Genomic DNA, 23,838 nt, shown 5'->3' with positions numbered 1-23,838 from the left:
GATTCACCAGACCCCGCTCAGCCGGGCCCGTGTGATCCTCCGGCCGGTGTCCCGGTGCCTCCTCCTGGCACTGGGGCGGCGGCCGGACGGCCGCGGAGGCGGTCCATTTCCCGCCATTCCCGGCGCAGGCCGGTCACGCTCGTGACCAGCGCGTACGCGGTGCCGCAGGCCAGCAGCACCGGCGCCAGGCCCGCCAGGGACACCGCCGCCCCGGCCAGCAGGCCGCCGAGGGGGATGCCCGCCCACGCGAGCGACGTCCCCAGCGCGCCCACCCGGCCCAGCAGCTCGCGCGGCACCCGCTCGTACGTGATCGCCCCCAGGATCGGGTTGAGGAAGCCGCCGGCGAACCCGCTCACCGCGAACACCGCCACGATCGCCCACACCGGCAGGCCGGCCGCCAGCGCGAGGAAGCGTGGCGGCCCGGCCAGCAGGAACGCCACGAAGAACACCGGCCGCCGCCGCATCCGGTGCGCCAGCGCCGCCGCGAGCAGGCTGCCGCCGACCGCCGTCAGGCCCATCACGCTGCTGTTCAGGCCCACGACGCCGGGCCCGTGACCGGACTCCTTGGCCCACACGGTCACGAGGACCTGGGAGAAGGCGGCGTCGAGCAGGTTCGTGACGCCGACCACGACGGCCAGGGCGAGCAGCAGCGGCTGGCCGCGCAGGAACGTCAGGCCCTGCCCGAACCGCCGCCAGTAGCCCTCCCGCGCGGGTGACGCCGCCGGCGCCCGGTGACCCATGCCGGCCGGCAGCGCCCAGGCCACGATCAACGAGCCCAGCGCGAAGCAGCCGGCGCTCACGCCCAGGCTCGCCATCGGCCCGACCGCCAGGACGATCGCGCCGCCGGCCGCCGGGCCCGCCGTCTGGGCCAGCCGTTCGGTGACGCCCATGAGGCCGGTGGCCCGCTCCAGCGGCACCCGCCCGCGTTCGGCCGCCTCCGGGATCATGATCTCCTTGGCCAGGTCGCCCGGCCCCCGCGCCGCCCCGATCACCGCGACCAGCGCGACGAGGGCGCCCGGCGGCAGCGCGACGAGCGCGTGCAGCAGCACCAGCGCGCCGGCCGCCGCCGCGCTCACCACGTCGGCCGCCCAGGAGACGCGCCGCGGCCCGACCCGGTCGAGCATCGGCCCGGCCAGCGCCTTGACCAGCACGTACGGGGCCATCTCGGCGAACGTCACCATCCCCGTGTACACGGCGCTGCCGGTGCTGACGTACACGAACCAGGGCAGCGCGATCGCCGAGACCCGGGTCCCGGTCAGCGCCACCGCGATGGCCGCCAGCACGCCCGCTAACGACCGGGACGTCACGGCTCCTCCAGCGGCTCCGGCAGGACCTCGGTGATGAGCGAGACCCGGGCCGCGCCGTCGGGGGCCGCCTCGCCGGGTACGTCCCTGCGGTAGCGGGAGATGACCTCGCCCAGCTCCTCGCGCAGCCGCAGGCCCTCCTCGGGGGTCAGGCGCAGCGCGTACGAGCTGAGGTCGAGGATGCCGCGCCACTCCCTCGGCATGGTCTGCATCTCGTTCAGCGCCCGCTGGACGCGCAGGTTGTAGAGGGCGGCGATCGACTGCATGTACGCCAGCACCGCCTCCGGCTCCCGCTCGGCCAGCTCCTCGCCGGTCAGCCGGGTGATGCGGTGCACCGAGCGCCACCACCGCTCGCGCGCGTTGCCGCGCTCCAGGTCCTCCTCCACGAACCCGGCCGCGCCGAGCCGGCGCAGGTGGTAGCTGGCCGTGCCGGAGTTCACGCCCAGGCGCTCGGCCAGGCGGGTGGCGGTGGACGGGCCGTGCTTGCGCAGCAGGTCCACGAGCTGGACGCGGACGGGGTGGGCCAGGGCCCGCAGGCCGCGCGCGTCGAGGACGACGACGCTCTTGTCGGGTTCGTTCATGTTCCGGAGCCTAGACCGCAAACACTTCTTCGCAAAGGGTTGTTCGCGAAGAACTGTTGGCAATCCGACGAATTGGACGGAATGTCCGAGGTGGACGTACCATCCGACCATGACGGATCCCCGCGTGCGGAGGTGGTCGCCGGTCGGCGCGGCCATCGCCCGGCTGCTCGCGCCGCACGCCGAAGTGGTCCTGCACGACGCCGCCACCGACCGCGTCCTCGCCGTGTGGAACCCCCTGTCCAGGCGCGCCACCGGCGACCCGTCGATGCTCGGCGAGCTGAAGCGCCTCGACCCGGCCGGCGACGACGTCTACGGCCCGTACGAGAAGCTGCTGTCCGACGGGCGGCGGCTGTCCTCCGTCAGCGCCGTGCTGCGCGACGACGACGGCGAGCCGTCGGCCGTGCTCTGCGTCAACCTCGACCGCACCCCGCTCGAACAGGCCGCCGCGCTGCTGGCCGCGTTCGCCGCGCCGACCGCGCCCCGCCCCGAGGCCCTGTTCGAGCAGGACTGGGCCGAGCGGGTGCACCAGATCGTCGGCGCGTACGTCCGCGAGCACGGGCGTCCGGCCGAGCGCCTCACCCGCGACGACCGGCTCGCCCTGCTGGCCGAGCTCGACGCGGCGGGCGTCTTCGCCGTGCGCCGCGCCGTCCCCGTCGTCGCCGGCGCGCTCAAGATCTCCCGATCCACCCTGTACGCGCTGCTCGCCGAGCACAGAAGGAGCCCGCGACCATGACCCGATTGCCCGACTTCAGGCTGGAGGTCTACTTCTCGCGCTGGGAGTTCACCGCGCGGCACCACCTCACCGCCTCCGACGCCCAGACCATGACCATGTCCGAGCTGCTCGCCCTCGCCGACCCCGACGACGCCCACGCCTGGGAAACGCTCTCCCTCGGCTACACCGAGACGTACGGCGACCCGGCGCTGCGCCAGGCCATCGCCGCCACGTACGACACCGCCGGCCCCGACGACGTCATCTGCTTCGCCGGCGCCGAGGAAGCGCTCTACCTGGCCATGCAGGTGCTGCTCGGCCCCGGCGACCACGCGGTCGTCATCACCCCCAACTACCAGGCCGCCGAGACCGTGCCCCTGTCACTGTGCGAGGTCACCGGCGTCGCCCTCGACCCCGGCCGGGACTGGGCGCTCGACCTCGACGCCGTCGCGGCCGCCCTGCGCCCGACCACGCGCGTCGTGTCGATCAACTTCCCCAACAATCCCACCGGCGCCCTCATCCCCGCCGCCGACCTCGCCCGCCTGGCCGCCATGTGCGACGAGCGCGGCATCCACCTGTTCAGCGACGAGGTCTACCGCGGCCTCGAGCTCGACCCCGCCCGCACCCTCCCGCAGGCCGCCGACCTGTCCCCCACCGCCCTGTCGCTGAACGTCACCTCCAAGTCGCTCGGCCTGCCCGGCCTGCGCATCGGCTGGATCACCTGCCGCGACCGCGCCGTGCGCGCCCGCCTCGAACGAGCCAAGCACTACACCACCATCTGCAACGCCGCGCCCAGCGAAGTGCTCGCCCGGATCGCCCTCAAGGCCCGAGACCGCATCCTGGAACGCAACCGCGCCATCATCGCCGCCAACCTGCCCCGCTTCGAGGCGTTCTTCACCGAGTTCAGCGACCTGTTCGAATGGCGGGCCCCCGACGGCGGCTGCGTCGCCTTCCCCCGCTACCTCGGCCCCGAGGGCGTCGAGACATTCTGCACGGATCTGGTCGAACGCGCGGGCGTGCTGCTGCTTCCGGCCAGCATTTATCGGTCCCAGCTCACCGACACCCCCGCCGACCGGTTCAGGATCGGCGTCGGCCGCGCCGACCCCGAGCCCGCCCTGAACGCCTTCGCCGCCTACCTCAAAGGGCTATGACGGCGGCAGGCCGCGTGGACGTCGCCGCCGTCAGCCGGGAAGGCGCCAGTTGCAGTGGCCTTCGATGCAAAGCTCGCTGGTCGTCCTGCGCGGGTCGGGTACCTTGATCGACACTGCGCCGCCCCACCGGTCGTAGCGGGTGTCGACGTGCAGGGTCCTGCCCGATAGCTCGTCCACGCCGTCGGGGAACGTGAACACGCTGCGCACCCTGCTGACCAGGCCCGAGGAGGTCAGCGTGACGGTGTAGCCGAGTCTCGTGTCCGAGTCCCAGCGGATGTGGGTGGCGTGCTCCGCCCAGCGGGAGACCCGCTCGAGCTGCTTGAACGTGATCGTGCCGGTCACGGTGTCCCCGCTGCGCCGCCCGTTCTTCAGCAGGGCGGCCAGGGTCGCGGGCTCGCCCGGGTTGACGAGTTGCTCGTCGTAGCCGAGCAGCTCGGTGTGCCAGAGGTGAAGCTGGTGGGAGTCCTTCCACCAGGTCTTGCCCTTCTTCAGCCACTTTCCCACGAGACCGCCGGACTGGTAGCCGGTGCCGCCGATGTCGTGGTTGAAACCGATGACGCGTTCGGGACCGTGCTCACCTCCCGTGGTGGTGACGTCCAGGGCCTCGACGCCGCCCTTGGCGTCGAACACGAACGTCCCCTTGCGGCGGCGCTCCGCCCGTTCGTCGGCGCCGTCCAGAAGAGTGGTCGTCTCGGTGAAGTGCACGCCTTCACCGGGCCCCAGGACGGCCTTCAGCGCCTGGACCGGATCCTTGGTCCCTGCCTGCGCGGAAGCGGCGCCCGACAGCAGAGCGACACAGGCCACCAGAATCGCGAGCATCCTTCTCATGATCCTGACCCTGCCGCCGCCGGATCACGCCAGGAGCACGGGCCGGACGCGACCATCGAAAGATCGGCCGCGCAGAGGTCTACGAGGCCGGCAGTACATCGCGCAGCAGGCGGCGGTTGCCCGGGCGGGGCTTCCACTCCCTCGGGTAGCCGAGTGAGACCTCCTCGAAACGCACCCCGTCGTACCAGGTCACGCGCGGGATGTGCAGATGGCCGTAGATCATCGCGGCCGTGCGGTGGCGGCGGTGCCAGTCGCGGGTCGCGGTCGTGCCGCACCACTGCGCGAACTGGGGATACCGCAGCACGTCCGTCGGCTCCCGTACCAGCGGATAGTGGTTGACGAACACCAGCGGCACGTCGTCGTCCAGCTCCGCCAGCCGCCGCCGCGTCAGCGCCACCCGCGCCTGGCACCACGCCTCCCGCGACGGGTACGGGTCCGGGTGCAGGACGTACTCGTCGGTGCAGACCACGCCCGTGCTGTGGGCGTACGCCAGCGCGCTCTCCTTCGTGTGGTGACCCGGCGGCAGGAACGTGTAGTCGTACAGCAGGAACAGCGGCACCACCCGCACCGGGCCGCCCGCGCCCGCCCACAGCGGGTACTCGTCCTCCGGCGTGAGCACGCCCAGCTCGCGGCACACCTTCACCAGGTGCTCGTAACGCGCCACGCCCCGCAGCTCGGGCGGCTCGCCCGGCACCGTCCACAGCTCGTGGTTGCCCGGCACCCACACCACCCGCTCGAACCGGCTCGCCAGCAGGCCGAGCGCCCACGTGATGCTCTCCAGCCGCTCCCCCACGTCGCCCGCCACCAGCAGCCAGTCGCCGGGCGTGAAAGGCTTCAGCTCCTCCACGATCGCTCTGTTCTCGGCATAGCCGACGTGCAGGTCGCTGACCGCCAGCAGCCTGCTCTCGCCTGACAGCTCCGCCTCCGCCAACGGGGCCTCCTTCCGGGGGGTGCCGTCTACGAGCATGCCACGCGGCCTCTCGGCGCGGCATCGAGCACGGCACACGGCACCGCACGGCACGGCATCCGGCGGCATCTGGCGCGACGTCGGCTGGGCGTCCGGCTGGGCGTCCGGCTGGGTGCGATGGGCTTGGCGCGGCGTCCGCCGTCGCATCTGGTGGGCTCAGCGGAGCATCACGTGGCAGGCGAGCTGCAAGGCCAGGCGGGTGGGGGCGTCGTCGAGGTCGAAACCGGCGGACTTGATGCGGTCCAGGCGGGTGGTGATCGTGTTGCGGTGCACGCCCAGCCGCTCGGCCGCCCTCAGCGCGCCGCCCTCGTCCAGGACCGCGCCCAGCGTCTCCAGCAGCGTGCCGTCCCGGTCGATCGCCAGCAGCGGGCGCAGCACGACCGCCGCCGGCGCCCGCAGCGCCGCCGTCGGCAGCGCGCCGAGCAGCTCCGCCGGGCCCATCCGGTCCGCCCGCCGCACCACTCCCGCGCCTCCCGCCACGTACGCCGCCGCCTCCGCGCCCAGCAGCGACTCCGCCAGCCCGCCCAGCCCCTCCACCTGCGCGCCCGCTCCTCCGGCGCACGGCCACGGCATGCTCCGCAGCGCCTGCCCGAGCCGCTCCGCCAGGTCGGACGGGCCCAGCGCCGACCACCCCGCCCAGCCGTCCCCCCTCGTCAGGACGGGCACCTGGCCGAGAGCGGCGGTGATCAGCGTGTACGCGAGCGGCCCGTCACCCGGCCCCACCGGCGCCGCCTGGCCGGGCTCCGCCAGCGGGCGGATCCGGTACGCGGTGAGCGGGCCCCTGATCGGCCAGCCGAGCGCGATCGCGGCCGCCCGCGCACTGTCGGTGTCCTCCACCCCGCCCTGGGGTCGGGGTGCGGGGTCGAAGCCGAGTTCGGGTTCGGGTTCGGGTTCGGTGAGGAGGCGTTCCGCGAGGGATGCCTGCAGCGCGAAGTCGCGGGAGGCGCGCAGGCGTTCCCGCGCGGCCCACGCCGTCAGCGGGGCCACCGCCAGCTCCAGCACGGTACGCACCACCGCCGGCCAACCCGGTGACCGGGAAGAACCGGCGGCGACCAGCGTCCCCAGCACGCCGCCCTCCTCGTCCGGCACCTCCACCTCGGCCGACCACCGGCTCCGACCGGCGGATACGGTCTCGCCCGTCCCCTCATGCGGTGCCTCGCGCGATACGGCACGCGACGCTTCAAGGGGCGTGTCCCGCGATGCTTCGTGCGGCTTGTCACGGGAGGTGTCCCCCATCGCGGCGCGCGGCGTCTCCCGGCGGGTGGGCTGGTCGGTGAGCGCGTCGCGGCGGCCCGCGAGGGTGGCGCCGTACCGGTCGAGGAAGGCGACCGAGGTGCCCGGCAGTTCCGCGTTCAGCACCCCGAGCACCCGGCGCGCCGACGCGCCCGCCTCCGCCAGGCGGGTGGCGCAGCGGGCCACGAGCTGGGTGCGGGCCGCGTCAGGCCGGGACGCGGCCGACGCGACCCGGACCGCGACGACCAGCGGGTCCTCGTCCACGAAGATCAGCGTGACGCCGAGCCGTTCGGCCAGCACCTCGCCCGAGCCCTCGCTCAGCCCGCCGGCGGGCGCGATCACGCACGCCGCCGCCTGCTCCCAGGCCCGGCGCATGGCCATCTCCACCGCCCAGCCGCCGCTGGCCGCCGTCCCGATCAGCACGACCGCCGTGTGCGGCGTCACCGTGGCGAACACCGACGGCTCGTCCACGATCCGCACCCCGCGCACGGGGTTCTCGCCCGCGCCGTACATGCGCGCCCCGGCCAGCGGCCCCGCGTTGACCAGCTCCGCCACCGTGACCGGCGCCTCCCACCCCGGCCCCCGCACCCCGCTCATCCCGAGCTCCCCACCGCACGGCCCGGCACCGCACACCACCGGCCCGGCAGCACGGAGCACGCGCTTCTCACCGCACGGCCCGGCAGCACGGAGCATCCGCATCTCGCCGCACGCCACCGGCCCCGCGCCGCAGGCCCCCGGGTGCCGGTCACAGGGTGATTCCGAACGCGCGTGGGCCGCCCAGGGCCAGGCCCTGGTCCGTGTGCCAGACCGGTGCGGCCCTGACCACCATGATGTCCACCTCCAGGCCGGGCTCGGCCTTGTCCACGTCCACCACCATCCCGTCGGCCGTCGAGACCATGCAGATCTGGTCCGGCACCGTCGCCACCACCGCCCCGTCGGCCAGTGCCAGCACGATCTCGTTGTGCGCCTCCAGCCGGACCAGCCGCCGCAGCCCCTCCGATTCGCGCAGCACGATGCTGGACGGCAGCGACGGCAGCGCCAGCTCGCCCCCGTGTCCCGTGCTGCCCTCGACCGCCTGGATGCGTCCCCGGCACAAGGTCCGCACCCCGTACGGGGCCGCCGCCGAGCGGGGTGCGCCGGGTTCGCCGGCCCGCATGAGGAGGCTCACCGTGCCCGGCACCAGCACCCGCGCCAGGTCGCGCGCGGCCATCGGGTAGCACGCCGCGACCGCCCAGCCGCCGACCGACAGCACCACGGGACGCAGCAGTTCCTCCACCCGGTCGGCCGCCGTCTCCAGCAGCACCAGCTCCCCGAGCCCGCCGGCCAGGGCCAGCGGCGCCGCGCTCATCCCGCCCAGCGTGTACGTGGTCTGCTCCACCAGCGGGAACACCCGTCCGGTACCGTCGCCGTCCACCAGGGGCAGCCCCAGCCCGGCCGCCGCGATGAGCGGGATCAGGGCGTTCTCGGCCGCCAGGTTGAGCGCCGCCACCGCCCCGGCCCGCTCCCCCAGCCTGCGTTCCAGCGCCCGGACGGCCCGCTCCGGCTCGTCCCCGGCCGGCAGTTGCTCGCCCAGCGCCGTGGTGGAGCCGACCAGGCTGACCACCACGCACAAGGTGTCGGGCGCCAGCTCGCCGGCCGCCACCAGCTCCACGCCGGGCCCGACGACGGAGGCGGCCCAGTCGTAGGCCAGGTTGTACGACGACTGCGCCGCCCCGGTCGCGAACAGCCGCGAACCCGCCGAGAACCGGCCGAGCCCGTCGCGGTCGATCAGCCGGCCCACGGCCGCCCGCCCGCCGTCACCCGCACCCGGTAGAGGCCGTCGGGCAGGTACGACAGCGGGTTCACGGTGATCTCGTCGATCGCGGCCGATCCCGGTGCGGCGCCCGCGCTGACGACGCGGGTGAGCGCCTCGTCCCTGGCGTCCCGCAGCACCCGGTCCAGCTCGGCCCGCCCCCGGGCCAGCACGATCCGCTCCACGTGCGCCTCGGGCCGCCCGAGCGCCGCCCCGTACGCGGCGGCCACACCGTCCGGAACCTCCGCCAGGCCGGGGCCCGCGTCACCGCCCCCACCCGAAGCCGCGTCCGCGCGCTCGCGAAGCGCCGCTCGCCCCCGCGCCAAGCTGGCCGCCGCCCCCCGGTCGCAGGTGAGCGGGAAGCGCCGGAAGTAGTGCGCCGACACCAGCCCGCCTCCCGTCCGGGCGAAGTACGCCGGCACCCCCGGCAGCTCCCGCGCCACGTCGTCGGCGATCCGCCCCGCCTCGGGCCCGAGGGCCGCGTTGCGGATGGCGTCCGCCTCACGCTCGCGCAGCCCGGGGTAGCCGAACTCGTACGACAGCGTGATGCGCGCCTGCGGCACCTCGGCCGCCACGATGGCCGCCACCTCCAGCTCGTGATCGGCCAGCATCGGCGACCCGGTCGCGGTCACGGCGAAGTCGGCCAGCCCGCACGTGGCCGCGAACCGCCGCACCGCCTCGGTGTCGAGCGGCGCCAGCGGCCGGCCTGTCACGCTGTGGCCGCCGCGCACGATCGTGGCGACGCCGGGCTCGACGACGGGCCGCAGCGCCTCGGGGCACGGCCCGCCCACCCGGATCGCCGCCACCGCGGCCGGGCGCACCCCGCCGAGGTCGGCCGCCACGCAGGCGCGCGACGCCGTACGGGCCACGCCGCGGGGCACCGGCCAGGAGGCAGCGCCGTCGCGGACCGCCACCACCGCCGGCGCGGACTCCCCGAGGGCGACGCCGAGGATCACTCCAGCTCGCGCCCTTCCGTCTCGGGCAACGGCACAGCCAGCAGCGCGGTCGCCACCATGAACGCGTTGATGATCAGCATGGTAGCGGTGAACCCGGTGGCGTTGGCGAGCAGCGCGCCGACGGCCGACGGCGCCACGGTGGTGGCGACGAGTTGCGCCGCCGTCGCCCACGAGTAGCCGGTGCCGCGCAGGGCGGTCGGGTAGAACTCGCCGTTCCAGGTGTTCCAGACGCCCCACGCGCCCATGCTGAAGAACGCCAGCACGAAGTTGCCCGCGTACAGGCCGAAGGAGGATTCGGCGGTGGCGAACCAGAGGCCGCCCAGCGCGGCCGCGACCACGTACACGAGGAAGACCGGCTTGCGGCCGAACCGGCCGGTCAGCAGCGACGCGCTCACGTACCCGGGGATCATCATGAGCGCGCTCAGCGCGGCGAACCCCAGCGACGCCGACAGCGTCAGCCCGCGCTCCTGCAGCAGCGTGGGCAGCCACGTCTGCAGGCCCCAGTACCCCCAGTTGAAGACGAAGTTCAGCGCCAGCATCACCAGCGTGATGCGCGCCAGCCCGCCCCTGAACAGGTCCAGCGGCCGCCCCGCCCGGTGCCGGGCCACCGTGAACGTCGCCTCGGCGTCGGGGCTGCCGAGCGAGCGCAGCACCGCCCGCGCCTCCTCCTGCCGCCCGCGCGCGGCCAGCCAGTACGGCGACTCCGGCACCCACGCCCTGATCGCGAACGCCCACAGCCCGGCCACGGCGCTGGCGATCACGACGACGTGCCAGCCGAGCCCGCCCAGCCCCATGGACGCGCCGATCGCGGCGAGCATGCCGATCGGCCACCCGATCGACAGGTAGACGGCGGCCCGGCCGCGGTGCCGGGTCGGCAGCAGCTCCAGGAAGAGCGGGAACGTGATCGTGTAGACGCCGGCCAGCGCCAGCCCGGAGGCCACCCGCAGCGCCACCAGCACGGTCGCGTTCGGGGCGAACGCCGAGGCCAGGGCGACCACCCCGTACGCGAGCAGCGACCAGAAGGCCGTCGGCCGGCGCCCGATCCGGTCGGCGACCGGCCCCCACACGAGCACTCCGGGGATCATGCCGAACGCCACCGCCGACAGCACGACCCCGACGCCCGCCTCGTCGATGCCGAGCTTCGCGCCGAGGTCGCCGGAGACGTAGACGAGCGCGAGCTGCTCCCACGACTCGATGACGAACGCGACGAACAGCGCGAGCGCGATGAGCACGTGCCTGCGCGTGAACGGCATGCGGTCGAACGCCGCGCCGATCGGCAGGCTCGGTGAGTCGATGGCGGTCATGGTGCTCCTACTGAGGGGGGCGGAATCTGGCCGCACCTTATGGCGGGCGGGTGGCGCCGCGCCTGTGCGTCCCGCCCTGTCCGGCCCCTCTGACCTGTGCGTCCCGCCCTCCGGGCCGGTGCGGGCCTGCGTCCCGCCCTTAGAGCCGGTGCGGGCCGCGCGTGGCGGCCCGCCCGGCCGCGCCGCCGCGTAATAACGGGCCCGGCGGGCGGCCCGGCCACGGCTCCAAACGGGACACCCGCACCTGCCGAGCCGGCGTGGTGGTCATGCTGTTCTTCTGCCTGCCCGCAGGTCCGGCTGACCACCCGGGCACGTCAAAAGTCGGCCAAGCTCATTCGCGGCGCAGCTCGTGCGCCAGCTCCTCCAGCTCCGCCCCGCCCGCCATCAGGGCGGTCAGCTCCTGCGCGGTGATGTCGTCCTTGCCGTACTCGCCCATGCTCGTGCCCCGGTTGAGCAGCAGGAACCGGTCGCCCACCGGGAAGGCGTGGTGCGGGTTGTGGGTGATGAAGACGACGCCGAGCCCCCGGTCGCGGGCGCGGGCGATGTAGCGCAGCACCACGCCCGCCTGCTTGACGCCGAGCGCCGAGGTGGGCTCGTCGAGGATGAGGACGCGGGCGCCGAAGTACACGGCCCTGGCGATGGCCACCGACTGCCGCTCGCCGCCGGACAGCGTCCCGACGGGCTGGTCCACGTCGCGGATGTCGATGCCCATGGCGCGCAGCTCCTCGCGCGCCACCCGCCTGGCCTTCGCCACGTCGAACCCCAGACCTTTACGCGGTTCGGAGCCGAGGAAGAAGTTCCGCCAGACCGACATGAGCGGGATCATCGCCAGGTCCTGGTAGACGGTGGCGATGCCGCGGTCGAGCGCCTCTCGGGGGCTGGCGAAGCTCACCTCCTGCCCGTCCACGAGGTACGTGCCCGCGTCGTGCCGGTGCACCCCCGACAGGATCTTGATGAGCGTGGACTTGCCGGCGCCGTTGTCGCCGAGCACGCACAGCACCTGCCCGGCCGCCACGCTCATCGACACCTCCCGCAGCGCCAGCACCGAGCCGAACGTCTTGCCGATGCCCCTGGTCTCGAGGATCGTCAATGCCGCACCTCCTCCGCGTACCGCCGGACCAGGCGGTTGGCCAGCGTCGCGAGCAGCAGCATCGCGCCCAGGAAGAACTTGAACCAGTCGGCGTCCCAGCCCAGGAACACGATGCCCTTGTCGGCCATCCCGAAGATCACCGCGCCGATGGCGGCCCCGATGGCGGAGCCGTACCCGCCGGTGAGCAGGCAGCCGCCGATGACGGCGGCGATGATGTAGATGAACTCCTGGCCGATGCCGATGTTGGCCTGCACGGAGGTGTAGCGCAGCGCCAGGATCGAGCCGACCAGCCAGGCGGCGAACGCCGTCGTCATGAACAGCGCGATCTTCGTACGGGCGGCGGGCACGCCCACCGCGCGCGCGGCCTGCTCGTTGCCGCCCACCGCGAAGATCCAGTTGCCGGCCCTGGAGCGCATGAGCACCCACGTGGCCACCGCCGTCACCACGATCCACCACAGGATCGCCACCCGGAACGAGGTGCCGCCGACGTCGATCGTGCCGGCGAAGACGGCGTTCGCCACCTCGAACCCCTCGGCCCGGCGCAGCCCGCTGACCTGCACCGTCCCGGTGATCGCCTTCGTCACGCCCAGGTTGACGCCCTGCAGCATCAGGAACGTGCCCAGCGTCACGATGAAGCTGGGCAGCCGCGTCCGCGTGACGACCAGCCCGTTGGCGAGCCCGACGGCCAGCGCCACGACCAGGCCCACCAGCATGGCCGGCCACACGTTGAACCCGAACCGGGTGGCCAGCGTCACCAGGATCAGCCCGCTCGTGCCCGTCAGCACGCCCGCCGACAGGTCGAACTCGCCGCCGATCATCAGCAGCGCCACCGCGACCGCCATGATGCCGAGCGTGGCGGCCGGGTCGAGCCAGTTGGCGATGCCGTCCGGCGAGCGGAACACCGGCGACTGCGCGGCGAAGAACACGAACACCACCACGAGCCCGACCACCGCGCCGAGCTCGGGCCGGATGAGCAGGCGGCGGGCCATCCCGACGCGGGCGACCCGCTCGTCGGCCGCCACCGTCATCGGGTGCCCGCCTCGGCCAGCTTGGCCACCTGGGAGGCGTTGTCCTTGGTGACGAACCCGGGCCCGGTGTTGACCGGCAGGCCGCCGCCGACGGTGTTGAGGTTGCTCTTGTAGAGGTTCAGGAACGTGATCGGCAGGTAGCCCTGGAGGTACTGCTGCTGGTCCACGGCGAACAGGACCTCTCCGTCGTTGATCGCCGTCACCACGTCCGCCGACAGGTCGAACGTGGCCAGCTTCGCCTGCGAGCCGGCGTCCTTGATGGCGTCCCTCGCGGCGACGGCGATGGCCGGGTTGAGCGCCAGCACGCCGTTGACCTGCTGGTCGGACTGGAGCTTCGCGGTGACCTTGGAGGTGACGTCGGCCAGGTTGCTCACGTCCACCTGCAGCCGCTCGACGGTGCCGCCCAGCGTCTGCTCGGCGCCCTTGCAGCGCTGGTCGAGGCCGACGTTGCCGGCCTCGTGGATGACGCACAGCAGCTTGGTGACGCCGGCCGCCTTGAGCTGCTCGCCCGCGCCGCGCCCGGCCACGTCCTCGGACTGGCCGACGTGCGTGATCGCGCCGAACTGCTTGGAGAAGTCGGCCCCCGAGTTGATCGTCACGACGGGGATCTTCGCGCTGACGGCCTTGCCGATGGCCTCCTTCAGCGCGTCGGGGTTGGCCATCGACACGACGATGCCGTCCACCTTCTCGGAGACGGCCTGGTCGATGAGCTGCGACTGCTTGGCCGGGTCGCCGTCACCCTGGTAGGTGACCCGCACCCCGTACTGCTTGCCCGCGGCCTCCGCGCCGTTCTTGACCACGTCCCAGAAGGAGTCGCCGGGGGCGCCGTGGGTGATGACGGCGAAGCTCGCGCCGCTGCCCTGCGGGGCCGCGGAGGAGGCGGGCGGGGCGGCGCTCTGCTGCCCTCCCGCCCCGGAAGAGGAACAGCCGGTCACGGCGAGCGCGCCCAGCAGGGCCAGCACGATCGGGGTACGTCTCACAGGACACCTCCAAGACCAACGGGCTCGCCCTGGTTCTACCCCAATGTCATCTGTTTGTATAGACATGCTGACTTATACGCGGCGGCATGCGGAGCCGCCGCCGGTCAGAGCAGCCGGGCGAGCGCGGACTCGGAGGAGCTTCCCGGCTCCGCCTGGTAGACGATGATCACTTGGTGCTCGGCGCCGCCGACGGTGAGCGCCTGCCGCCGCAGGGCCAGCTCCCCGACGACCGGATGGGCGAACCGCTTGAGCTCGTCGCGGGCGGGGCGCGCGTCGTGCAGCGCCCACAGGCGGCGGAAGTGCTCGTCGGCCTCCAGCTCGGCCACGAGCCGGGCCGTCCGCGGATCGCGCGGGTCGGACTCGGCACGCAGGGCCGCGGCCGTCTGAGCGGCGATCCGCTCCCAGTCGGGGAACAGCCGGCGGGCCCCGGGGTCGAGGAACACCTCCCGCGCCAGGTTGTGGCCGGGCTCGTACATCGGGGCGAGCGCGCGGGCCCACTTGTTGGCGGCCAGCACGTCGAAGCGCCGGTCGCGCACGTACGCCGGGCTGCCCACCCACGCGTCGAGCAGCCGGTGCACCTCCGCGCTGACCCCGGCCTCCGGCAGCGGCGCGGGATCGGGGGCGGCGAGGGCGAGCAGGTGCGCCGCGGCGTCGGCGTCCAGCTCCAGCGCCCGCGCGAGCGCCCGCAGCACCTGCGGCGACGGATGCCGGTCGACGCCCTGCTCCAGCCGGGTCAGGTACGGCTCGCTGATGCCGGCCAGGCGGGCCAGCTCGTCCCTGCGCAGCCCCGCGACCCGGCGGCGGCCGGGGCTCTGCCGGGAGGGCCGGATCCGGCCCCGCCGGGCCTTCAGGAACTCGCCCAGGGCGTTGTCACCGGCCATACCGGCAGGGTAACCCTGGCGGGGTGCTGGTTGCGCACCGGCGGCCCGTACAGGCTGGAACGCATGAAGAACTGGTTCATCACCGGCGCGTCCCGGGGTTTCGGCCGCATCTGGGCCGAAGCCGCCCTCGCCCGCGGCGACCGCGTCGCCGCCACGGCGCGCCGTCCCGAAGCCCTGCGTCCGCTTGCCGAGACGTACGGGGACGCCGTCCTGCCGCTCCCCCTCGACGTCACCGACCGGGACGCCGTCACCGCCGCGGTACGGCAGGCCGCCGACGCCTTCGGCCGCCTCGACGTCGTCGTCAACAACGCGGGCTACGGCCTGTTCGGGATGGTCGAGGAGGTGACCGAGCAGCAGGCCCGCGCCCAGCTCGACACCAACCTGCTCGGCCCCCTTTGGGTCACCCAGGCCGCGCTCCCGCTGCTGCGCGCCCAGAACGGCGGGCACATCGTGCAGGTCTCCAGCCTCGGCGGCCTGGCCGCCTTCCCCACGCTCGGGCTCTACAACGCCTCGAAATGGGCGCTGGAGGGGATGAGCGAGGCGCTCGCCCAGGAGGTGGGCCCGCTGGGCATCCACGTGACGATCGTCGAGCCCGGCCCCTACGGCACCGACTGGTCGGGCGCGTCGGCCGTCCGTACCGAACCGATCGCCGCCTACGAGCCGATCCGCCGCGCCCGCCAGGCCGGCGCGACCGCCCGCGCGCCCCAGGACCCCCGGGCCACCGCCGGCGTCATCCTCGAACTGGTCGACACCGACGAGCCGCCCCTGCGCCTCTTCCTCGGCACCTACCCCTATCCCGTCGTCGAGGCCGCCTACCGGCAGCGGCTGGAGACCTGGAACGCGTGGCGGTCGCTGGCCGCCAAGGCCTGACCGGAGCACGCCACCCAGAGGGCGGTGGCCGGTCGCTCAGCCGGCGACCGGTGAGGCGATGACGACGGTGACGTCGGCGGGGGTGTCGCCGGTGCTGTAGCGGTGCGCGGCGTCGCCCGCGAAGGCCAGCATGTCGCCGGGCCGCAGGTGGCGGAGATCGTCGGCCGGGCCGGCGAAGAGGCTGCCGGAGGCGACCAGCAGGTGCTCGGTCGTGCCGGGCGCGTGGGGGACGCCGTCGACGGCGGTGTCCGGCGGCAGGCGCAGGCGCCAGATCTCCAGGCTGTGGCCCCCGCTGATGCGGCGCAGCAGCTCGCGGGTGGGCTCGCTCTCGCGGGCGGCCGTCGAGGCGAGGTGCACGGTGGCGGGGTCGCCGTGGCGGATGAGCAGGTCGGTGAGCGGGATGGCCAGGGCGACGGCGATCGCGTCGAGCGTGTCGAGGGTGGGGTTGCCGAGGCCCGCCTCCAGCTGCGACAGGGTCGCCTTGCTCAGCCCGGTCCTGCGGGCCAGCTCGGCCTGGCTCATGCCGCGCTGCTGCCGGCGGCGCTGGATCTGGGCTCCGGCCGCGGCGGCGGCACTGCTGGCCGGGCGGCGGTCCCGGCCGGGCGCGCTCATCGCGGCGGCCTGTGGGCGGCGGAGTAGGAGACGCGGACGCGGCCCTTCTTCAGCTTCACGCCGGAGATGGTCACCTCAAGCAGGTCGGCCAGGCTGCGTACGTGGGTGCCGCCGCAGGGGGCGGCGTGCACGTCGCCGATCCGTACGACGCGGCGCCCCTCGTCGTCGTGGTGCGCGGTGACCGGCAGGTCGTCGGCCACCGCCGCGACGACGAACGCGCGCAGCCGGTCGGCGGCCCGCTCCCTCTCCCCCGCGTCGGTCAGCCGCGCCGCGGCCTCGGCTCCCGGCGGGGTGAGCTCGACGCGGGCCTGGCCGGGGAAGTGGTTGTTGCCCGCGAGCGTCCAGCCTTCGGCCCTGGCCGCCGCTTCGACGAGGTGACCGGCGGTGTGCAGCGCGGCGTGCAGCAGGCGCAGGCCGGCGTCGATGCGGGCGTGCACGAGATCGCCCTCGGCCAGGCCGTCCAGCCCGGCGCCCGCACCCTCGGCCGCGCCCTCTCCCGCACGGAGCACGACCAGGCCGGTCGCGGGGTCGCGTACCGGGACGACCTCGTGCTCGCCCAGCCGGCCGCGGTCGGCGGGCTGGCCGCCGCCCTGCGGATGGAAGAGGTTGCGGCGCAGGGCGACCCACGCGCCGCCGGTCTCGTCGCGCCCGGCCGCGGTGACGCTGGTGTCGATGGCGGTGAGGTAGGTGTCCTCCAGGTAGAGGGCATCCTGCTTCTCGTTAAGGTGAACCATACGTTCATCATAACGAACGTCGGCTGCGGAGGAGCGGTCAGAGTCGCGCTTCTGCCGCGCGTCGCGTGCGGGTGCGGGCGAGGAGGAACGTGGCCAGGGCGACGGCGATGATGCCCGCGCCGAACCCGCGGAACGTGGCGACCGGCCCCGAGGCGCGCACCACGAAGCCGGCGGCGATGGCGGGCAGGGAGATGGCGGCGTAGGCGACGACGTAGAACGCGGACATGACGCGGGCGCGGTGCTCGGGCGGGGCCGCCGCGCCCAGCAGCCCGAGGGAGCCGCCGAGCCCGAGCCCGCCGCCGAGGCCGATGACCACGCTGGACAGGATGAACCCGGTCGCGCTGCCCGCCGAGACCGACAGGGCGAGCAGGGCGACGCCGGCGGCGAGGACGAGCATGCCGGTCGAGAGCTGGGCGAGCACCGGCAGGCCGCGCCCGCCGGCGGGGCCGGGGAGCCGGCGGGCCAGGGTGGGGGCCAGCGCGGCGGCCGTGCCCATGACGAAGATGGCCAGCCCGCCCGGCAGGTTCCCCGCCGACCCCATGAGGGCGGGCGCGAGCGCGGGCACCAGCGCCAGGTACAGCCCGACGATCGACCACGACGACGTCACGCCGAGCCCGGACAGCACGAACGAGCCCAGGATGTCCTTCGGCACGCCGGGCGCCGCCATCCGGAAGCCGGCCCGCGCGCCCAGCGTCTCGGGCCGCCGCCAGACGCCGGCGAGCAGGAGCAGGGTCACCACCGCGAGGACGGCGAAGGGCGTCAGGAGGGGCGCGGGCGCGTACTCGACCAGGACGGCGCCGAGCAGCCCGCCGCCGCCCATGCCGAGCCCGCTGGCCAGCGTGTTGAGCACCCCGGCGGTGGCGGGGCGCAGGTCGATCAGGGCGGCACCGGCGGCGCTGATGGCGACGCCGGTGGCCACGCCCTGGAGGCCACGCGCGACGAACAGCCAGCCCGCCCCGGACGCCGTCAGGAACAGCCCCAGCGAGACGAGCAGCCCGGCGAGCCCGGCGAGGATGGCCGGGCGCCGTCCCCACGAGTCGGAGATCCGCCCGAACAGCAGCAGCGCCGCGAGCACCCCCAGGCAGTACGTGGCGTAGATCAGCGACAGCGTGGACGTGGGGATCGCCCAGGCGGCGGCGTAGAGCTTGTAGAGCGGGGACGGCGTGGCCGACGCGGCCAGACAGAGACCGATGACCCCGGCCTTGATGGTGATGTCGTTCACTCACCCCACCCTGGCGAAGGGGATCTTCCGCCACGAGTGGCAGGACTGCCCACCTTCGTCAAAATCCTGCCGCTAGGGTGGAAGGCATGAGGAGCCCCGGAGTGGTCGCGCTGGCCGTGATCGACGGCATGCCGATCTTCGAGCTGTCCATCGTGTGCGAGACGTTCGGCCTGGAGCGGCTCGATCTCGCCGACCCCTGGTACGAGCTGCGGCCGGCCGCCGCCGGGCCGGTCCGCACCCGTCACGGGTTCGCGCTGACGCCGGCGTACGGGCTGGACGCGCTGGTGAGCGCGGACACGGTCGTCGTCCCCGCACTCCCGGCCGACTACGTGGACGGGGACGCCCGGCTGGACCCGGAGCTGCTGGACGCGCTCAGGGCCGCGCACGAGCGGGGCGCGCGGATGTTGTCGCTCTGCACGGGCGCGTTCGCGCTGGCCGCGGCGGGCCTGCTCGACGGCCGCACCGCGACCACGCACTGGATGCGGACGGACCTGCTGCGCGCCCGCCACCCGCGCGTCCACGTGGATCCGTCCGTCCTGTACGTGGACGACGGCGACATCCTCACCAGCGCGGGCCGCAGCGCCGGGCTGGACCTGTGCCTGCACGTCATCCGCAAGGACCTCGGCTGGGAGGTCGCCAACCAGGTGGCCCGCCGCCTCGTCGTCCAGGCGCACCGGCCGGGCGGCCAGGCCCAGTACATCGACGCCCCGATGCCCCGCACCGACGGCGACGGGCTCGCGCCGCTGCTGCAGTGGGCGGCCGGGCGCCTGCACCGGCCGCTCACCGTCGCCGAGCTGGCCAGGCAGGCCGGGCTGAGCCCGCGCACCCTGGCCCGGCGCTTCCACGAGGCGACCGGCACGACGCCGCTGCGCTGGCTGCACGCACAGCGGCTGGCGCGGGCCCGGCAGCTCCTGGAGTCCACGGACCTGCCGGTGGACCGGGTCGGCGAGGAGTGCGGGCTGGGCTCGGCGGGCAACCTGCGCCACCACTTCATCCGCGCGGTCGGCGTGACGCCGACCGAGTACCGCAGGGCCTTCCACGAGACCCGCCTGTCCTGCTGAAAGCGCCGGCACCCACGGCCGCAGCCCGGGTTACGCGGACATGGGCTGGTGCGAGCGGCTCGCCGGGCTGCTCCGCCGCGTGCAGCCCGATCTGGCGTACCTGAGCACCGCCACCATCGGGGCGACGGCGGCCGACACCCTCGACGGCCGGGTCGCGGAGTTCGGCCCTGACCTCCCGCACGTGTCCTGCGGCGCGTACGACCTGTGGCGGCGCGCGCCCGACCGCGCCGCGATCGAGCGGGCTGCGGCGCTCTTCGCGGGCCAGGCGGTGCTGGCCGCCGAGCTGGTCAAGGGCCTGGCGGCGCACCTGCCCGGAGCGCCCGCCGGGGATGCGGGTGTGGCCGGTGCGCGAGCTCACCGCGTTCCGGATCGACGCGTTGCTGAACGCCGCCGACCTCGCCCTGCGCCTCGGCGAGCCGGGCGTCGCGGGCAAGGTCCGCCGCGCGATCGGCGGCCTGCTGGCCTGAGAGGGTTCACCTTACTTTCCGGAAGAAGGTACGCAGTTCCTCGACGAACAGGCCGGGCTGCTCGAAGGCGGCGAAATGGCCGCCCTTGTCCGGCTCGTTCCAGTGCAGGATGTTCGTGAAGCGCTGCTCGGCCCACCGCCGCGACGGCCGCGGGTTCTCCCCGGGGAAGATCGAGCATCCGGTCGGGACGGTGACCCGATCCGTCGGGGCGGCGGTGAAGAGCCGCTGGACGGCCTTGAAGCTCTCCCAGTAGAGCCGGGCGGCGGACGCGCCGGTGCCGGGCAGCCAGTAGAGCATGAGGTTGTCGAGCAGTTCGTCGCGGGTGAGCACCTCGGCGTCCGTCCACGACCGGAACTTCTCGACGATCCACGCGCACAGCAGCGCCGGCGAGTCGACGAGGCCGTAGCCGATGGTCTGCGGCCGGGTGGACTGCTCCAGCGAGTACCCGTCCCCGTCCTCCCGGCCCCGCTCCAGGTCGGCGATCGCGGCCCGTTCGGCCGGGGTGAGGTCGCCGAACGTGGCCGGGTCCGGGCCCGCCAGCGGCGGGACGAGGTGGATGCCGGCCACGTGGGCCGGGTCCCGCAGGCCGATGAGGGTGCTGATGGTCGTGCCCCAGTCGGAGCCCGCCGCGCCGTAGCGGTCGTGACCGAGGCGGGCCATCAGCTCGATCCAGGCGTCGGCGATGCGCTCGACGCCCCAGCCGGGACGGTCCGGCTTGTCGCTGAAGCCGTAGCCGGGCAGGGACGGGCAGACGACGTGGAAGGCGTCCCGGGCGTCCCCGCCGTAGGCGGTCGGGTCGGTGAGCGGGCCGATCACCTTGAGGAACTCCACGACCGAGCCCGGCCAGCCGTGCGTCAGGACGATCGGCAGCGCGTCCTCGTGCGGTGAGCGGACGTGCAGGAAATGCGTCCCGAGGCCGTCCAGGGACGTCCTGAACTGCGGGAACGCGTTCAGCCGCCGCTCGGTGGCGCGCCAGTCGTACTCCTCCGCCCAGTACCGGCACAACTCGCGCAGGTAGCCCAGCGGGACGCCCTGCGACCAGTCGCCGGCCGTCTCCTTCTCGGGCCAGCGCGTGCGCCGCAGCCGCTCGCGCAGGTCGTCCAGGTCCGCCTCGGGGATGTCGAGCCGGAACGGGGTCACGTGATCGGACATGCTGCCTTCCTCGTCGGACGGAACGGTGTCACGGCCGCCGCAGCAGGTCGGCCAGCCGGTCGAGGCCGGGCAGGGACAGGTCGCCGGGCAGCCCGCGCAGGGCCGCGACCGGCATGCCCGCCGCGCGGCCCGCGGCCAGCCCCGGCTCGGAGTCCTCCACCACCAGGCAGGCGGACGGCGCCACCCCCAGGCGGCGCGCGGCCTCCAGGTAGCCCTCTGGGTCGGGCTTGCCCGCCCGCACGTCGTCGATCGTCAGGAGCAGGGGCGCGTCGATCGCCGCCGCCCGCAGCCGCGCCCTGGCCAGGCGGCCGTCGGCGCTGGTCACCACGGCCCACGGCAGCCCGAGCCGGGCCAGCGTGGCGAGCAGCGGGTGCGCGCCGGGCGCCGCGGTGACGTCGGCCAGGTCCTCGTGCTGCAGGGCGTGCTGCCGCCGCGTCGCCGCCGCGACCTCCTCGTCGTCCAGGGCGGGCAGGAGCCGCCGGATCGTACGGGCCGCCGGGCTGCCGTGGGCGACGGCGAGCACCGCGCCGAGGTCGACGTCGTACTCCTTCGCCCAGAGCGTCCAGGCCCGCTCGACCGAGGCGTCGGAGTCGACGAGGGTGCCGTCCATGTCCAGCAGGACCGCTCGGATCGCGGTGAGATCTGGTCGCACGGTGTCCCCCTTCGATTAAACTCGCGTATCGAGCATAAAGGAAGGGGAAGGACGCATGGCAACCGCACGGAGCCGCTCCCGGTCCGCGCGCGCCACGGATCTCCGCTGGCGCGGCGCGCTGGCCGTGCTCGACGAGATGCGCCGCGAGCCCGGGGTGACCAGGGCGGCCGTCGCGCGGCGGCTCGGCCTCAGCACCGGCTCCGCCACGGAGATCACCTCCCGGCTGCGCGACCTCGCCCTCCTCGCCGAGACCCCCGCCGCCCCCGCCTCACGGGGCCGCCCGACCAGCGTCCTCGTCCCCCACCCTGAAGGGCCCGTCGTCATCGCCGTCGACCTGCGGCAGGAGGACTGGCGTTGCGCCGTCGCGGCCCTCGACGGCCGGCCCGTCGTCGCGGACGGCGGCCCCCACCACAGCCGGGCGCCCGAGCGGGTGATGGAGACGGTGGCGCGGGCAGTCGGGCGCCTGCGCGACCGTTACGGCGAGCGGGTCCGGGCGATCTCCGTGGCGGTCGCCGCGACCGTGCGGCACGGCACGGTCGTCCAGTCCTCCGTCCTCGGCTGGGACGCGGTGGACCTGGCCGCACTGGCCGGGGACGCGGCGGTTCCGGCCGCGCCGACCGGGGACGCGGCGGACCCAGCCGTCCCGACCGGGAACGCGGGGGCCTGATCGCGCGGGCCGGGGACGCGTCCGCCCCGCTGCTCGTCGGTAACGACGCCACCCTCGCCGGGCTGGCCGAGGCGCGGCACGGCGTCGCGGCGGGGGCGGCGGCCGTTCTGCACGTCACCGTGGAGGTGGGCGTCGGCGGCACCCTCGTCCTCGACGGCCGGCCCCTGCACGGGGCGACGGGCGCGGGCGGGGAGTTCGGGCACCTGCCGTTCGGCGATCCCGGGCTGCGTTGCCCGTGCGGCGCCTCCGGGTGCTGGGACCTGGAGGTCGACGGGCGCGCCATCGCCCGCCACCTCGGCGACCCGCCGCCCCGCGACCCCCGCACGTACGCCGAGCAGGCCCTGGCCCGCGCCCCCGCCGACCCGGCCGTGCGGGACGCCGTCGGCCGCGCCGCGACCCGCCTGGGCCGCGGCCTCGCCGGGCTGATCAACGCCCTCGATCCCGCCGTCGTCACGCTGGGCGGCCTCGCGCAGCCGCTCCGGGCGGCGGCCGAGCCGGAGTTCTCCGCCGCCCTGGCCGACGGCCTCATGCGGTTCCGCCGCCCGGCCCCGCCGCCCGTGCTGCCCGCCGCCCTCGGCCGGGACGGGGCCCTGCACGGGGCGGTGGTGACCGGGCTCGACCACGTGCTCACCGAGGACGGCCTGACCGCCTGGGCGGCCCTGCGCTCGTCCACGTGAAGGGCTCTCACGGCGGCGAGCGGCCGTGCGGGACGACCGCTCCTGTCAGGCGTGGGCGAAGCGCTGGACGAAGGTGAGGGCGGTGTCGCACACCTCCCGCCAGCCGCTGTCGATGGTCAGCGAGTGGCCGCGGCCCGGCATCTCGACGATCTCGGTGACGTGGTGCTCGTTGCGGGCCTGCTTCTTGTAGGAGGCGTGGGTGATGGCCCACGGCACGGTGTGGTCCTTCTCGCCGGAGATCAGCAGCAGCGGGCCGCGGTGCTCGGCGGTGCTGTCCACCTTGGTCTCGCTCCACGGGTTGAAGTTGGCCACCGCGGCCTGGAACAGCGGCGCCCCCGGGGCCGGGACGGCGAACGTCTCGTACAGGTGCCGGGCCTCCTCCTCGCTGACGGCGTTGGCGAAGGCGTAGCGGAACTGCTCGTAGGTGAGCGGGACGGCGCGGTGGACGTTGGCCGGGTTGGTGAGCACCGGCGCGGCCGAGCGCAGGGCCGAGACCGGCAACGGCAGCACGCCCTGGAAGGGGGCGGGGTCGATGGCGACGGAGGCGCACGACAGGCCGCGCCCGGCGAGGATCTGCGTGAGGAGCCCGCCGAAGGAGTGGCCGACGACGGCGGGCCTGCGGTCCAGCTTGCCGATCAGGTCGCCGAAGTGGTCGGCCACCTGGGCGACGGTCTTGTGCGCGAACACCTCGGGGTGGGCGTTCGCCTCGGAGACGGTGGCGGGGTCGTCCGGCCAGCCCGGCGCGACGGGCGCGTAGCCGGCCTCGGCGAACACCTGCGCCCACCGGTCCCAGCTCGTGGGCAGCAGCCACAGGCCGTGCACGAAGACGACCGGGATCCGGCCGGAGGCGTTCGCCTGCTCGATCTGGGCGAGGTCACGGGCGTAGGACGCCTCGGAAGTCGATGACATGGTTCCGTCCT

At 74.5% G+C, this 23,838-nt stretch carries 25 protein-coding genes; 7 read left to right on the top strand and 18 right to left on the bottom strand.

Annotated elements, in window-relative coordinates; all coding sequences use genetic code 11:
* Positions 1-17: 17 nt before the first annotated feature.
* Both KIS93_RS53635 and KIS93_RS53630 read right to left on the bottom strand, forming a co-directional pair.
* A complete protein-coding gene (locus KIS93_RS53635) occupies positions 18-1,307 on the bottom strand; it encodes an MFS transporter (protein ID WP_186404980.1) in 1,290 nt (429 codons plus the stop codon).
* The gene (locus tag KIS93_RS53630) at positions 1,304-1,885 is read right to left on the bottom strand and encodes an ArsR/SmtB family transcription factor (protein ID WP_080037639.1); all 582 of its coding nucleotides are present in this window, start codon (positions 1,883-1,885) and stop codon (positions 1,304-1,306) included. Before KIS93_RS53630 ends, KIS93_RS53635 begins: the two co-directional genes overlap by 4 nt.
* Before the next feature lie 109 nt (positions 1,886-1,994).
* Between KIS93_RS53630 and KIS93_RS53625 the strand changes: the two genes are divergently transcribed.
* Positions 1,995-2,618, top strand: coding sequence for a helix-turn-helix transcriptional regulator (locus tag KIS93_RS53625; protein WP_080037638.1), 624 nt, complete (start codon positions 1,995-1,997; stop codon positions 2,616-2,618).
* Positions 2,615-3,745, top strand: a complete 1,131-nt coding sequence (locus KIS93_RS53620) for an aminotransferase class I/II-fold pyridoxal phosphate-dependent enzyme (RefSeq protein WP_080037637.1) — start codon at positions 2,615-2,617, stop codon at positions 3,743-3,745. The genes KIS93_RS53625 and KIS93_RS53620 overlap by 4 nt, the downstream gene beginning before the upstream one ends.
* Before the next feature lie 30 nt (positions 3,746-3,775).
* On the opposite strand, the gene KIS93_RS53615 is transcribed toward KIS93_RS53620, so the two are convergent.
* From KIS93_RS53615 to KIS93_RS53570, 10 genes are all read right to left on the bottom strand, one after another.
* Positions 3,776-4,564: a hypothetical protein gene (locus KIS93_RS53615; protein WP_080037636.1), complete on the bottom strand. Its 789-nt coding sequence runs from the start codon at positions 4,562-4,564 to the stop codon at positions 3,776-3,778.
* An 88-nt stretch (positions 4,565-4,652) separates the two neighbouring features.
* Positions 4,653-5,504 (bottom strand): metallophosphoesterase family protein, encoded by an 852-nt coding sequence (locus KIS93_RS53610; RefSeq protein WP_418114285.1) that lies wholly within the window; start codon positions 5,502-5,504, stop codon positions 4,653-4,655.
* A 192-nt stretch (positions 5,505-5,696) separates the two neighbouring features.
* The gene (locus KIS93_RS53605) at positions 5,697-7,370 is read right to left on the bottom strand and encodes a PucR family transcriptional regulator (protein WP_080037634.1); all 1,674 of its coding nucleotides are present in this window, start codon (positions 7,368-7,370) and stop codon (positions 5,697-5,699) included.
* A 148-nt stretch (positions 7,371-7,518) separates the two neighbouring features.
* Positions 7,519-8,553, bottom strand: coding sequence for a DUF917 domain-containing protein (locus KIS93_RS53600; RefSeq protein WP_186404978.1), 1,035 nt, complete (start codon positions 8,551-8,553; stop codon positions 7,519-7,521).
* Positions 8,541-9,521 (bottom strand): hypothetical protein, encoded by a 981-nt coding sequence (locus KIS93_RS53595; RefSeq protein ID WP_080037632.1) that lies wholly within the window; start codon positions 9,519-9,521, stop codon positions 8,541-8,543. Before KIS93_RS53595 ends, KIS93_RS53600 begins: the two co-directional genes overlap by 13 nt.
* On the bottom strand, positions 9,518-10,825 hold the full coding sequence (locus tag KIS93_RS53590) for an MFS transporter (RefSeq protein ID WP_080037631.1): 1,308 nt from the start codon (positions 10,823-10,825) through the stop codon (positions 9,518-9,520). The genes KIS93_RS53595 and KIS93_RS53590 overlap by 4 nt, the downstream gene beginning before the upstream one ends.
* Before the next feature lie 331 nt (positions 10,826-11,156).
* Positions 11,157-11,915: an ATP-binding cassette domain-containing protein gene (locus tag KIS93_RS53585; protein ID WP_186404977.1), complete on the bottom strand. Its 759-nt coding sequence runs from the start codon at positions 11,913-11,915 to the stop codon at positions 11,157-11,159.
* Entirely contained in the window at positions 11,912-12,943 is a 1,032-nt protein-coding gene (locus KIS93_RS53580) for an ABC transporter permease (RefSeq protein ID WP_080037630.1), read from the bottom strand. Before KIS93_RS53580 ends, KIS93_RS53585 begins: the two co-directional genes overlap by 4 nt.
* Positions 12,940-13,923: a sugar ABC transporter substrate-binding protein gene (locus tag KIS93_RS53575; protein WP_155126740.1), complete on the bottom strand. Its 984-nt coding sequence runs from the start codon at positions 13,921-13,923 to the stop codon at positions 12,940-12,942. Before KIS93_RS53575 ends, KIS93_RS53580 begins: the two co-directional genes overlap by 4 nt.
* A 104-nt stretch (positions 13,924-14,027) precedes the next feature.
* Positions 14,028-14,804, bottom strand: a complete 777-nt coding sequence (locus tag KIS93_RS53570) for a helix-turn-helix domain-containing protein (protein WP_080037628.1) — start codon at positions 14,802-14,804, stop codon at positions 14,028-14,030.
* Between the two features lie 63 nt (positions 14,805-14,867).
* Here KIS93_RS53570 and KIS93_RS53565 point away from each other — a divergent pair, with 63 nt between their 5' ends.
* Positions 14,868-15,674 carry an SDR family oxidoreductase gene (locus KIS93_RS53565; protein WP_080037627.1) on the top strand — a complete coding sequence of 269 codons (807 nt, stop codon included), beginning with the start codon at positions 14,868-14,870 and terminating at the stop codon, positions 15,672-15,674.
* A 36-nt stretch (positions 15,675-15,710) separates the two neighbouring features.
* On the opposite strand, the gene KIS93_RS53560 is transcribed toward KIS93_RS53565, so the two are convergent.
* The 3 genes from KIS93_RS53560 to KIS93_RS53550 are packed head-to-tail and all read right to left on the bottom strand — an operon-like array spanning position 15,711 to position 18,242.
* A complete protein-coding gene (locus tag KIS93_RS53560) occupies positions 15,711-16,286 on the bottom strand; it encodes a helix-turn-helix domain-containing protein (protein ID WP_080037626.1) in 576 nt (191 codons plus the stop codon).
* Positions 16,283-17,020, bottom strand: coding sequence for an alanyl-tRNA editing protein (locus KIS93_RS53555; protein ID WP_080037625.1), 738 nt, complete (start codon positions 17,018-17,020; stop codon positions 16,283-16,285). The genes KIS93_RS53560 and KIS93_RS53555 overlap by 4 nt, the downstream gene beginning before the upstream one ends.
* 37 nt (positions 17,021-17,057) lie before the next feature.
* A complete protein-coding gene (locus KIS93_RS53550) occupies positions 17,058-18,242 on the bottom strand; it encodes an MFS transporter (RefSeq protein WP_080037624.1) in 1,185 nt (394 codons plus the stop codon).
* A gap of 86 nt (positions 18,243-18,328) precedes the next feature.
* On the opposite strand from KIS93_RS53550, the gene KIS93_RS53545 reads away from it, so the two are divergent.
* The gene (locus KIS93_RS53545; RefSeq protein WP_080037623.1) at positions 18,329-19,303 is read left to right on the top strand and encodes a helix-turn-helix domain-containing protein; all 975 of its coding nucleotides are present in this window, start codon (positions 18,329-18,331) and stop codon (positions 19,301-19,303) included.
* Between the two features lie 344 nt (positions 19,304-19,647).
* Positions 19,648-19,770 carry a hypothetical protein gene (locus KIS93_RS68025; protein WP_268966941.1) on the top strand — a complete coding sequence of 41 codons (123 nt, stop codon included), beginning with the start codon at positions 19,648-19,650 and terminating at the stop codon, positions 19,768-19,770.
* Positions 19,771-19,776: 6 nt separating this feature from the next.
* On the opposite strand, the gene KIS93_RS53540 is transcribed toward KIS93_RS68025, so the two are convergent.
* Both KIS93_RS53540 and KIS93_RS53535 read right to left on the bottom strand, forming a co-directional pair.
* Positions 19,777-20,922 (bottom strand): epoxide hydrolase family protein, encoded by a 1,146-nt coding sequence (locus tag KIS93_RS53540; protein ID WP_080037622.1) that lies wholly within the window; start codon positions 20,920-20,922, stop codon positions 19,777-19,779.
* A gap of 28 nt (positions 20,923-20,950) precedes the next feature.
* On the bottom strand, positions 20,951-21,574 hold the full coding sequence (locus KIS93_RS53535; RefSeq protein WP_222107991.1) for an HAD-IA family hydrolase: 624 nt from the start codon (positions 21,572-21,574) through the stop codon (positions 20,951-20,953).
* A 55-nt stretch (positions 21,575-21,629) separates the two neighbouring features.
* Here KIS93_RS53535 and KIS93_RS66670 point away from each other — a divergent pair, with 55 nt between their 5' ends.
* Both KIS93_RS66670 and KIS93_RS53530 read left to right on the top strand, forming a co-directional pair.
* Complete coding sequence (locus KIS93_RS66670; RefSeq protein ID WP_246005502.1) at positions 21,630-22,241, top strand: ROK family transcriptional regulator; 612 nt, start codon at positions 21,630-21,632, stop codon at positions 22,239-22,241.
* The gene (locus tag KIS93_RS53530) at positions 22,133-22,918 is read left to right on the top strand and encodes an ROK family protein (protein WP_246005506.1); all 786 of its coding nucleotides are present in this window, start codon (positions 22,133-22,135) and stop codon (positions 22,916-22,918) included. The genes KIS93_RS66670 and KIS93_RS53530 overlap by 109 nt, the downstream gene beginning before the upstream one ends.
* A 45-nt stretch (positions 22,919-22,963) precedes the next feature.
* On the opposite strand, the gene KIS93_RS53525 is transcribed toward KIS93_RS53530, so the two are convergent.
* Positions 22,964-23,827, bottom strand: coding sequence for an alpha/beta hydrolase (locus KIS93_RS53525; protein ID WP_080037619.1), 864 nt, complete (start codon positions 23,825-23,827; stop codon positions 22,964-22,966).
* Between the last annotated feature and the right edge of the window lie 11 nt (positions 23,828-23,838).

Origin of the sequence: [Actinomadura] parvosata subsp. kistnae (assembly GCF_900323885.1) — a bacterium.
In the GTDB taxonomy this organism is placed as follows: Bacteria; Actinomycetota; Actinomycetes; order Streptosporangiales; family Streptosporangiaceae; genus Nonomuraea; species Nonomuraea composti.
This window is presented reverse-complemented; position numbering and strand designations above follow the sequence as displayed.